Below are 11,010 nucleotides of genomic sequence, written 5' to 3' on the forward strand. Positions count from 1 at the left end.
ATGCCTGCCGGACGGGCGATCTCCTCTTCATGACCGTTGCTTCCGCCCTGTCTTCTCCATGACGGTTTTTCCGGCTTGGTTGAACCCCCACCCGTCTGTTCCCGATCGATCACAATCATGGGTAACTCAGGGGTGCGGCTTTCCGCCGGGCTTTGCGCAACCTCATGGTGCTCCAACTCCAGAAGTTCCACCCATTGCCACTCGCACCTTCGGTGCTCAAACTCCCTCCCTTTTGGGAAGTCATTACTTGAAAAACACTTCGTATTTTCTCATGCTTCTGTCCTTTGACCAGTCGCATATCGCCATGACTGCACCCGCGCCCCCTGAGGGGCGGGTGGGGGTTGATGAAAGGGGCTGAACATTGTACATTGAAGTAGGAAGCCATGAGGTTGTCCCAAAAAACTGCTACCGGGAAGGGGTGTCTCCCTCCCGGACCCTTCCCCGAGTGGCGATGTGCTGTCTTCCGCAGGGAGATAGCAGGAGCACCGTGAGGTGAGACTCTCAATGGAAAGCCGTTTCACCACTCTTGCCTTGAATATGTTTCAGATCGTCGAAAAATTGGGTGTAAATGCTCCGATCGTGGTGTAACGAAGTGGGACGACCTCCATCAAACCGAAGATGCTATAATTCGATGGGCCCAGAGCACGACCCCAATGAACAAATATTGATTAATATCAAAACAATCACAAAGATCGTTATTAATATACAATTAAGTGTTACTAAATCTCGAACGGTATGATGCCCCCTTTGCAGAAGATCACGTCCACCAGGAAAAACTCATTCTTCCGACGGTTGAGACTGCTGCTCTTCTCTCCCGATCGATTTTTTGCAGGGCTGCCGATCAAACGCGTCGACCTGAGAATTCCGTCCCTGATCGTCTTCGGACTTTTTCTGGTTGAGATCGCCGGAAATTACGATACAATCATCGCAGACGCCCGAACACTGGAATTCGCCGACCCGTCCGCGCACCCGGTCGTATACGCGGGCCTTGCTGCAACGGCTCTCTCACCGTTTCTGGTATGGGTATCTTACTCGGCCGTCTTCCACGGGGTATCGTACCTGTACAACGGCCGGGGCACGTTTCTCCGGACACTGGCCTCTGTGGGATACGGATGCACGCCTCTGATCATCGGGGGCCTCCTCCATCCGGTCCTCTTCCAGCTCATCTCCCTGCCGGCGCAGGACTATTTCATTCCCTCGCGTGTGGTGGCGTATGCAACCGTCTCAACGCTTATCGATGCAGGAATTACGATTCTCGCCCTTCTCTGGTGCGGATTCCTCTGGGCAGCAGGTATCCGGCACGCACGAAGCCTCGCCGCTCGTCAGGCACTGGTGACGGTCTTCGTTCCCGTGGGGCTGACGATCAGTGCGAAGATCATATGGCTTCTTTGGAAAATGATGGCGGTATCCAAACTGTATGGAGGATTGTAACTATGAGGGCATCCCAAAATGCCTTTGCCGGAAGGGGGGCACCCCCTCCCGGACCCTCCCCCACATGGCGATAGCCAATAGGAAGCCGTTTCACTCTCTCTGTCCTGGATATCGTTCAGAGGAGAGAAACTTCGGAGGTGCGTGCTCCGATAAGGGTGTACAGAACATTCATAGATCTTTTTGGGATGAGTTCTTTGATAAGACAGATACGCAATATAGAAACCCACTATATATTGTGGACACTATAATTACTACAGGGAACAATATGTTTGGTCCTCTACGCGATCAGAAAAACAACCTATCATATACCGGCGCCGAAACCGCCCCGGTGCGGCATGCGGCAAAAAACATCCCAGTTCAGCGTCAAAGGCAGACACAGCGTCACACGGATAAAGGCGCCTATGCCGACGCCGTCTCGACGCTCGGAAAGAGCCTGGTTCACCACGGCCCGTATAACGACCGGGCCTACCTCTTCCGCCTGAACCCGGCGGACCTCCCGGAGATCTCCGGCCGGCTTCTCGCGCTCGCGAGAGGGCGGGGCTATTCGCGGGTAATTGCGAGAGTCCCCGCTCCGGCACGCAACCATTTTGCATCGCGCGGCTACACGCCCGGGGCGTACATCCCCCGGTTGTACCGTGGAGCGGTGGACGGCTACTACATGGTTAACTACCGCAACCCCCCGGAAAGCGACTGGCGGGATGGGATCGACGATGTCCTTGCGGTTGCACGAGAGAAGGCACAGGGGAGTGCAGCGAGCCAGGTACTCGAACCCGGCTTCACCTGCACCCCTGCCGCACCGGCGGATGCCCCGGCACTCGCGGCGATCTACCGGAAGGTCTTCCTGACCTATCCGGTCCCCGTCCATGACCCGGCCTACCTTGTGCGGGGGATGCAGAGCAACCTCCTGCGGTGTTTCTGCATCCGAAAGGACGGGAGGATCGCCGCAGTTGCCGCTGCGGCCGTCGACCCTGACGGTCGGTTCGCGGAGATGACCGGCTTCGCGACGTTGCCGGAGTACCGGGGTCATCGGTTCGCGGGTTGCCTCCTCTGGCGAATAGAAACGGAGATGCGCTCAATCGGCGTAAAGACCGTATTTGCCATCGTTCGGGCCCGTTCGTACCCGGCGAACACCACTTTTGCCCGGGCCGGCTACACCCACACAGGGACGCTTGCGGGCTGTGTCAACATATGCGGCTCTCTTGAGGATATGAGCGTCTGGTACAGATCGCTCGACGACGGGAAAGCGGTCTCTCCATAGGGCCGATCCGGCGTATCCAGCAACGTCCGCGGAAAAGAATAAGGTAAGTACCGGCCCACACCACCGTGAGGAGACGAAGATGGAGAGCCGGACTACGTATGACGCCGTCGTTGTCGGAGGCGGACCCGCCGGGAGCACCGCCGCCTGCCTGCTTGCGGGATTCGGATACCGGGTGGCGCTCCTTGAGAAGAAGACATATCCCCGGGAGAAAGTCTGCGCGGGGTGCCTCAGCCAGAAATCCGTTCGGTTCCTCGACCGGGTGTTTCATCTGCCCGTCCCCGCCCTCCGGCAGGAAGGGCTGCTCGATGCCATCGGGACCAGGTACGCGCTCTACATCGGGAGCAACCGCATCCTTGCCGGGGGCCTTGCCGAGCCGTTCTACTTCACCCGGCGGGACCGTTACGATGCCTTTCTTGCCGGGAGAGCTGCGGATGCCGGGGTGGATGTCCGTGAAGGCGTGGAAGTCGTCGCCGTCGACCACGCCCGCCGGGCCGTGACGACGTCGACGGGGGACCGCTACGCCGCCCGGGTCATCATCGGGGCCGACGGGATCCATAGCCAGGTCCGCCGTTCCCTCCCGGGGAGCATCGTCGATCATGAACAGTGGCGTGAAAACCTCGGGTGGGCCATGGAACTTTCAATCCCCCGCAAGGAGGCCCGGGAACAGATGGAGAGGGACGGGGCGATTCGGCTGGACGCCGATCTCGCGATACCACACCTTGTCCTTGACGCCTGCCGGTGGGGCTACGGGTGGGTATTCCCGAACCAGGACGCGATCGTCGTCGGGATCGGGGGGCTGCTGCAGAAAAACCGGAAGGGTTTTCCCGAACGGTTCAGGGAGTTTTTGACAGCCATCGGTCTTGCGGCGTTCACGGACCAAAAACCGGCGGGATATCCCCTGTCGTTCGGCAATTACATCTCCTCCCCTGCTTACGAGGGGACAGTCCTCGTCGGCGACGCGGGCGGGTTTGCAAGTCCCATCCTCGGCGAAGGGATCTTCTACGCCCACCGGACCGCAGAACTCGCCGCTCACGCCGTCGACCTCCACCTCGCGTCAGGTGCGCCGCTCGGCGAGACCTATACCGCTCTCCTCAACCGCCGTCTCATCCCCGAACTGCAGGCGGAGAAGACGTTGCGGGACTTCCTCTACGGCTGCCTCGACGCCCGGATACACGTGCCCCTCAAGGCCCTGATGCGGGCGACGAACGGCCGGGTCATCGACGCGGTCCAGGGACACCGGTCGTTTTTGGGGTTCCAGCGGGACAATGATCTTCATACCTCCGTCTGGTGACACCCTTCAGGCCGACGGGGAGACCTCCTGCACCGGGAACTGGACCTCGGTCAGGAGTTCGGCTTCCGGGACCCCGTGAGGGTTGTTGAGATAGAGTTCCCGCGAGGGGCCGGCCGGTGAGAGGCGGTGCTCGCCCATGTAGGCGAAGAGCCGTTCGTAAGCCTTCCCGACCCCGGGATAGGGGCCGGTGTAGAGCACCGAGACGAATCGACCGCCCGGAAGGGTCCTGATCTCGACCCGGGAGCCCGCGACGTTGACCGATCCGGTGATCGGGATCGCCATCTCGATGTCCGCGTCCGTCTCCCGGTACTCGTCGTCGTGGCAGATATACATGATCGGCCCGGCCATCTTTGCGGCGGGCTGCCGCCCGTCTACAGGGAAGACGAACGTGAAGAGTTCTTCGATCAATCCCGGAATGGTCTCATGGTAAACACCCTTCTCCCGGCGGGCGAGCGCCCGGAGGGCAGGGACTTCCTTGATAACAGGTTCGGTTACCGACATACGGAATCCTCCGTTCAGCGGGTCCTGCGTCCGCAGGATCTCCGCAATCGCATGCAGCCGCCCGATCTCCTGTTCGGTTGCGGCGAGACGCCGCGCAAAGAGGTCCCGGATAGCCCCGGCATCCCCCTGCTCCCGTGCCGCGAGGATGACCTCGACCTCTCCGAGGTCGAACCCGAGCCGGAGCAGGTGCCCGATATGGATGCCCCGCTCAGCCTGGGCGACGGTGTAGTAGCGGTACCCCGTGCAGATGTCTCGTGCCACCGGAACAAGGAGGCCCCGCTCGTCGTAGAGGCGGAGCGCCTTCTGCGAGAGCTGGGTGATCCGCGAGAACGTACCGATAGGAATCTGATTGACCGGCATGGATTAATCCACTGTTGGCGTCGCCGGGTAATAGAAGGTCGGAGTCTTCCCCGGGGGAGAGTTCCCCCCGATACACCGGTTCCTGGTTGGATGATGTCAAACGTCAACCCTCAGGAGAGGGCGGGAGCGGATCACCAATTCTTGGTGAGGGAGAGGAGCATCTTTCTGACCTGGGCGGTCAGTTCGCAGTCAGGATTGATCTCAAGCGCCTTGTCGGCGCACGCAAGCGCGTGGCGGTACATGCCGAGGTGATAGAGGACGCTGCACTTCATGCTCCATCCGGCGGCATACTTCGGATCGATTGCAAGCACCCGGTCGAAACATTCGAGCGCCTTGCGATACTCCCCGAGCGCATACAGGGCACCGCCCTTCAGGCTCCAGACCCGGACGCTTCCAGGGTCGTCGGCTATAGCCCGGTCGTAGCAGGCGACGGCCTCTTCGTGCTGGTGCTGGAGAAAGCGGGCGTAACCGAGATCAGTCCAGGCCGCCACGAAGTGAGGGTCTATCGCGAGCACCCGCTCGTAGCAGGCGACGGCATCGTCAAGCCGCTGCATCGCGACGAAGATGCCGCTCCGGTTGTACCAGGCGACAGCGGAGTTCGGATTGAGTTTCACGGCCCGGTCGTAGCAGGTGAGCGCCGCATCGAGCCGGTTGCGGCGCCGGTGCAGCATCCCCCGGGAGACCCAGGCAGGGGCAAACTCCGGGTCGATTGCAAGAGCCTTCTCCCAGCAGGCCAGCGCTTCCTGCTCCCGCCCGAGGAGATCGAGGAAGACGCCCTTGTTGTTCCACATCTTCACGTTGGACGGGTCCTCTTCGAGCACCCGGTCGAAACATCCGATCGCCTCATTGAATCGCCCCTCCTGGGCGAGAGAGACCGCCTTCCTGCTCACTGTCGTATCGGTGTCCGTACCGGCCGGAACTTCGGGATCGCTCCTCCCGAAGAGGCGTCCTGTAATGTTCATTCCGGATATTCCCCCCATGGTCTCGCTACTGGTAGCGCGCATACGATATAACCGTTCCCCCGCCGCCGGCTATAGGCAGACAGGGAAAAACAGTCTTCCCGGGCATTCGGCCGGGAGAAGAAACCAGCGCTCCTGTTCACGAGGGGTCACGCCGGGCGGGGCCGGTGCCGCATCGCCGGGATCACCCGCGCTACCCGTGCGGCGCCTCCTTCACGGCGGAGTTCGGTGTGCACCCGGGCATGGCAGATGCCGCAGAGAGTAAGCAGGTTCTCCGGGTCGTCGTTTGTGGGGTCGAGGTCGATGTGGTGGACGTGGAGGTCCGCCGTCGCCCCGCAGACCGCACAGGCTCCGCCGTCACGGTCAAGGACGGCCGTCCGGACCTCCCGCCACCCCCGAAGTCCGTACTTCGCCCGCGCCCGTATCCGGACGCCGAACTCCTCGCAGAAGACGGCGCCTTCCTCCCGGACGGCGAACGGACACCGGCAGCAGAGGCGGACGAAACCGTTCCGGTCCGGGCGGCCGTCGCAGAGGGGGGAAGCGTGCGTGCGGTCGAATGCATCGAGATCGAGCTGCAGGTCAACGGTCATGCCAGAGGATCTCTTGCGGGATGCCCGATTACTCTTTCTTCTCCTCCCGGTAAGGCACCGGGACGTAGGCGACCGACGGGCGACGGGGCATCGCCTGCAAAAAAAGGTCCATTAACCGGTAGATCCCGGCGGGCATGCCGGTGGTGACGGGAAGCCCGAGGTCCCGGGCCTGCTCGAGGGTGATCGGGCGGTCGTGGGTCCACGCCCCTTCCGTGAGCAGGCGTGCAAGATTGACCGCCCGCCCGGTCTCCATCCGATCCCGGAGCAGGTCGGCCACGAACTCCCGCATCTGGTTCTGGGCCTTCGCTGCGATGTCGACCAGAATGAAGGTCTTATCCTCGATCTCCTCCGGCGGTTTCAGGTGCGGGACCCGCAGGATCGATGCCGCCGGGTAATCGCCGACCCGGGGATCGACCGGGCCGAGCACGGCGTTCTCGTCCATCGCCACTTCGTCGGCGGCGAGGCAGAGGAGCGTCCCGCCCGACATGGCGTAGTGCGGGACAAAGACCGTCACCTTCCCCCGGTGGCGCCGGAGCGCCATTGCAATCTGTTCGGCGGAGAGGACCAGGCCGCCGGGGGTGTGGACGATGAAGTCGATCGGCATCTCCGGTGCCGTGAGCCGGATCGCCCGGAGGATCTCCTCGGAGTCGGTGATGTCGATGTAGCGGAAGAGCGGGATGCCCAGAAAGCCGATCTGCTCCTGCCGGTGGATGAGGGCGATGACCCGGGTCCGGCGCTCGGCTTCGAGCGCCCTGATAGCCCGCAGGCGGCGGGCCAGGGTCATCTGCTGCTGGATGACCGGCACTGCGAAGATGAGAAGAGCAACGGCGACGAGGAGTACGATCCAGATCTCGGGCATACCGGCACCTGTGCGCACCCCCGGTAAAGAAGGTTCGCCCAGAGGGGATCACGACGCCCGCCCGCACCGGCGCCGGGAGACTATCCGGGAGTTACGTCGGGCGTCTCTCCAGGGTATGCTCCATAGGAGAGGAACTCAGCGATCGACGTCTGCCGGGTCCGGCCCCCTTCGAGCGTCGAGAGCCTGACCCCGATAAGCCGGACGGGTTCGCCGTTGAGGAACGGCAGGAGCAGCACGGCTGCGGCACGCCGGATCGTCTCCGGGTCGCCGGTGAACCGCGGGAGCGTCCGGGACCGGGTATGCGTCTGGAATCCGCGGTACCGGACCTTGACGGTGACGGTCCGGCACCGCAGGCCGTCGGCCCGAAGCGTTCCCGCGACGTCGTCCGCGAGACCCGTCAGGGTCCCGGAGAGGACGGACGGGTCGGCGGTGTCCGCTTCGAACGTCGTCTCCCGGGAGATGGACTTGCATTCCTCTCGATCCCGCACCTCGCTGTCGTCGATGCCCCGGGCGAGGCGGTGTACCAGGACGCCGGCTCGCCCGAACCGGGTGATGAGGTCCTGGACGTCGCGGCGTGCAAGGTCGCCGACGGTCAGGATACCCATCTTCCGGAGGTCCTCGCCGGTCTTCTTCCCGACGCCCGGGATCTTCTCCACCGGCAGGGGGGCAAGGAACGCCGCAACCTCTCCTGGCGGGACGACCGTCAGCCCGTCGGGTTTCCGGTAGTCGGAGGCGATCTTGGCCACGGCCTTGCCAGGGGCGACGCCGACCGAGCAGGTGAGCCCCGTCTCTTCCCGGATCTCCCGCTTGATTGCGGCCGCAAGGGTTCCCGCCGCCGCGAAACTCCCGGTATCGCTGACGTCGAGGTAGGCCTCGTCGATGCTCACCTGCTCGATGCGGCCGGCATGCCGGGAAAGGAGAGCCATGATCCCGCCCGAGACCCGGGAGTAGAGCGGGCGGTCCACCGGGAGGTAGACGCCGTGCGGGCAGAGGTCGTACGCCCGGGAGATCGGCATGCCGGAGTGAACGCCGTACCGGCGGGCCTCGTAGGAGCAGGTGCTCACGACCCCCCGGCCAGCCCCGCCCTTCGGGTCGGCGCCCACGATCACCGGCCTCCCGGCAAGGGACGGGTTGCGGCGGACCTCTATGGAAGCAAAGAAACTGTCCATATCCACGTGCAGAATGATCCGGCCGGCTGTCACTCCAGGAACCCCTCCCCGATCTCTCGAAAGAGTGTTGGCAATCCGGCGATATAGGAGGTTTGGTGGGGTGTGTGGGAAGATGCGATCCTGAAAGAGGGGTTGCACGGGTGCCGGATGTGGGGCGGGAGCGTTCGGGGGGACGACGCGCGCGCGCAACAGCCAGCAGGCCACCCGCGCAACTCACGGCCGGCTCCCGGGGCGGACACGATAGAAGAAATGCGCTTCGTATCCCTCGCGTGCGGAGGTCGGTCGGTGGAGAGGGTGCGACGGCGCGAACCTCCCTTTCTCGAAAGTGAATATTGCTCCATACGCTCTCCGATCGGTCCCCCATTAAACAAAAATATTTGTGTTAATAAAATTAAAAATGATCAATTTTAAATAGATTTAACACAAGCGTACTTTCGTTGTGCGGAGTCCGGGCCCTCTCCACACAGCACTGAAAAATGGAGGAACGGAATGAAGAAAATTTGGAAAGAGGACGCCGTATCACCCGTGATCGGCGTCATGCTCATGCTGGTGGTGACCATTATCATCGCCGCAGTAGTGAGCGCGTTTGCCGGCGGGATTGCGGGGGACGGCGCGAAAACCGCACCGGCCGCTGCGATCAGCGTCGGATTCCTGGAGGATGACGGGGGCATGGGGCCGGACAATGTCGCGAGGAAGATGACGTTCGAGCACCTGAGCGGCGATGCGATCCTCACGAAGGACATCGAGATCGTCACCTACTACACGCTGACGAACGGGACGGTCATCAAGCACACACAGACGCCTGCCAGCGAGGCCACGGATCTTTATGGGTCGGGCGGCGTCAGCCGTGTACCGTTCATCAACGATCAGTCGTTAGGGCGGGCCAGTGACAATCCCCTGACCGACTTCGGCAACTACACCTGGAAGGCCGGGGGTATCCTGAGCACCGGAGGAGACCGGGGGACCAGCGCCCTCCTTGGATTCGATGTCACCGACCCGGACAACAGATTCGGCTCCGGATCGGTCGTTGACGTCAAGATCCTTCATACCCCGAGCGGGAAGTACATCTACGACAAAGAGGTGATTGTAGCATGAAGACAGTTGGAGATTCTGCAGTCTCGCCGGTCGTCGGCGTCATGCTCATGCTGGTGGTGACCATCATCATCGCCGCGGTGGTGAGCGCGTTTGCCGGAGGCCTGACATCGGACAGCAGCAAAGCCCCGCAGGCCACGCTCTCCGTGACCGGCGTCATCGAGGGTATCGAGGACACGGCCGAGGATGACTGGGTCCCGACTTATCCTGCTAACTTCACCGCCAAGAACGGGCTGCTCTTCGAGCATAAGGGCGGCGATGGCTTCGCCCTCTCCGGCATCTATGTCCAGATACAGAGCCAGGACACCAAGTACGACATAAGCTCCTACGATAAGCTGCCCGCGGCGAATTGCACCGGTCCCGATGTGACGTCCTACCTCGTGGAGGTCGGCGACAACGACGGGTATATCTCCCCGGGCGACAAGTTCATGCTCTATGCGGACAATTGCCGCATCGACCATGACCCGACGTATGGCTTCAACCACGCACCCCAGATCTCCTGGAAGCCCGAAGGCGCAGAAGGCGGGATCGCCGCATACCTGAACACTCTGATCGAGTACAAGATCATCGACAAAGCAAGCGGCAAGGCCATCCAGTCCGGGTCCCTTACGCTGCATTAAGCCGTCGTGGTGAGAGGTGCGGAGAACTTCTCCCCCCTCTTCATCCCTGAAGCGCCGGGGCAGACGAACCGCCCCGGCTGCACGGCCCTCCAGACCACTACGAGACGATGAGGCCCTTTCTCCTGCCGGCTTTTGCAGGGTGCGCCACCATGGGGAGGCGGATGCAGTTATCTTCATCGTCCCCTCCACGCCCGCCCGAACCCCCGTCCGGCAGAGTGTGACCGCCGTTACTCATTACGAAAGCGGGCCCGATGCCGCCCGGAAGATGCCCGGCCCTTAACCCCGGGTATCCCCCATTGCATTCCCTCCCGTCCGGATGCGAGCATGCCGCATGTGATCCAAGGCAGAGGTCGGCAAGCGGAATTTTCGCGTATTCACCGCTCTTGAGGAGCACGAGCGCCTTGCCCCACCCAATGAAAGCTCAAAGGAGCACTTGAAATCGGACTTTGTGTTATTGAAATGGATTACAGTAATACGTGGGCGAGTGAGAACCACTCGCTCCACCTTATCCGTCTGATCGGCAGGAATGTTTGCGATCGCGGGATTTTGAGGACGTGCAACTAAAAAGGGGTTATGGAGGGGTTTACCGGGCCGGGATGATGAGCGAGCGCTCGCCGGCGGGCATAAACTCGCGGATTGCACCCTTCGCGAACTCGCGGCGCGGTTCGGAGAAGTCGAACTTCAGGGCGGGGTCGGCGAAGCAGACCTTCACGAGCGGGCTGTAGCAGAACGCGTCGGCGCGGCCGTAGTGAGCGCCCGCGACGATTGCGGCGTATTCTCCCTGGTGTCCGACGTTCATCGCGTAGTTCGGGTAGTTCGGGCCACGCAGTTCTCCCATCAGACCGCGGTCGGACTCCATGGAGAGCGAGTTTGCGGAGCC

At 62.2% G+C, this 11,010-nt stretch carries 11 protein-coding genes and 1 pseudogene; 5 read left to right on the top strand and 7 right to left on the bottom strand.

Annotated elements, in window-relative coordinates:
* Nucleotides 1-191 (bottom strand): hypothetical protein (locus BRA42_RS07190; protein WP_342772114.1); only part of this gene is annotated, 191 nt, incomplete at its 3' end.
* A gap of 544 nt (nt 192-735) precedes the next feature.
* Here BRA42_RS07190 and BRA42_RS07195 point away from each other — a divergent pair.
* The 3 genes from BRA42_RS07195 to BRA42_RS07205 all read left to right on the top strand — a co-directional run bounded on the left by BRA42_RS07195 (nt 736) and on the right by BRA42_RS07205 (nt 3,980).
* On the top strand, nt 736-1,431 hold the full coding sequence (locus tag BRA42_RS07195; RefSeq protein WP_292405944.1) for a Yip1 family protein: 696 nt from the start codon (nt 736-738) through the stop codon (nt 1,429-1,431).
* A gap of 328 nt (nt 1,432-1,759) precedes the next feature.
* On the top strand, nt 1,760-2,689 hold the full coding sequence (gene ablB, locus BRA42_RS07200) for a putative beta-lysine N-acetyltransferase (RefSeq protein WP_292407217.1): 930 nt from the start codon (nt 1,760-1,762) through the stop codon (nt 2,687-2,689).
* Nucleotides 2,690-2,768: 79 nt separating this feature from the next.
* The gene (locus BRA42_RS07205; protein WP_292407214.1) at nt 2,769-3,980 is read left to right on the top strand and encodes an NAD(P)/FAD-dependent oxidoreductase; all 1,212 of its coding nucleotides are present in this window, start codon (nt 2,769-2,771) and stop codon (nt 3,978-3,980) included.
* 6 nt (nt 3,981-3,986) lie between these two features.
* On the opposite strand, the gene BRA42_RS07210 is transcribed toward BRA42_RS07205, so the two are convergent.
* The 5 genes from BRA42_RS07210 to dinB all read right to left on the bottom strand — a co-directional run bounded on the left by BRA42_RS07210 (nt 3,987) and on the right by dinB (nt 8,451).
* On the bottom strand, nt 3,987-4,841 hold the full coding sequence (locus BRA42_RS07210) for a MerR family transcriptional regulator (RefSeq protein ID WP_292407212.1): 855 nt from the start codon (nt 4,839-4,841) through the stop codon (nt 3,987-3,989).
* 131 nt (nt 4,842-4,972) lie between these two features.
* Nucleotides 4,973-5,803 carry a tetratricopeptide repeat protein gene (locus BRA42_RS07215; protein ID WP_292407210.1) on the bottom strand — a complete coding sequence of 277 codons (831 nt, stop codon included), beginning with the start codon at nt 5,801-5,803 and terminating at the stop codon, nt 4,973-4,975.
* A gap of 146 nt (nt 5,804-5,949) precedes the next feature.
* Nucleotides 5,950-6,390, bottom strand: a complete 441-nt coding sequence (locus tag BRA42_RS07220) for an HNH endonuclease (protein WP_292407207.1) — start codon at nt 6,388-6,390, stop codon at nt 5,950-5,952.
* 28 nt (nt 6,391-6,418) lie between these two features.
* The gene (locus tag BRA42_RS07225; protein ID WP_292407204.1) at nt 6,419-7,249 is read right to left on the bottom strand and encodes an SDH family Clp fold serine proteinase; all 831 of its coding nucleotides are present in this window, start codon (nt 7,247-7,249) and stop codon (nt 6,419-6,421) included.
* Nucleotides 7,250-7,329: 80 nt separating this feature from the next.
* Complete coding sequence (gene dinB / locus BRA42_RS07230) at nt 7,330-8,451, bottom strand: DNA polymerase IV (protein WP_292407201.1); 1,122 nt, start codon at nt 8,449-8,451, stop codon at nt 7,330-7,332.
* Nucleotides 8,452-8,907: 456 nt separating this feature from the next.
* Between dinB and BRA42_RS07235 the strand changes: the two genes are divergently transcribed.
* Both BRA42_RS07235 and BRA42_RS07240 read left to right on the top strand, forming a co-directional pair.
* Nucleotides 8,908-9,513 (top strand): type IV pilin N-terminal domain-containing protein, encoded by a 606-nt coding sequence (locus tag BRA42_RS07235; RefSeq protein ID WP_292407198.1) that lies wholly within the window; start codon nt 8,908-8,910, stop codon nt 9,511-9,513.
* Nucleotides 9,510-10,130, top strand: coding sequence for a type IV pilin N-terminal domain-containing protein (locus BRA42_RS07240; RefSeq protein WP_342770647.1), 621 nt, complete (start codon nt 9,510-9,512; stop codon nt 10,128-10,130). The genes BRA42_RS07235 and BRA42_RS07240 overlap by 4 nt, the downstream gene beginning before the upstream one ends.
* 583 nt (nt 10,131-10,713) lie before the next feature.
* Here the strand turns inward: BRA42_RS07240 and BRA42_RS07245 are convergent.
* Nucleotides 10,714-11,010 (bottom strand): annotated as a pseudogene (locus tag BRA42_RS07245) (methyl-coenzyme M reductase subunit alpha); the annotation flags it as partial.

The organism is Methanoculleus sp. UBA374 (genome assembly GCA_002508705.1).
Taxonomy (GTDB): Archaea; Halobacteriota; Methanomicrobia; order Methanomicrobiales; family Methanoculleaceae; genus Methanoculleus; species Methanoculleus palmolei.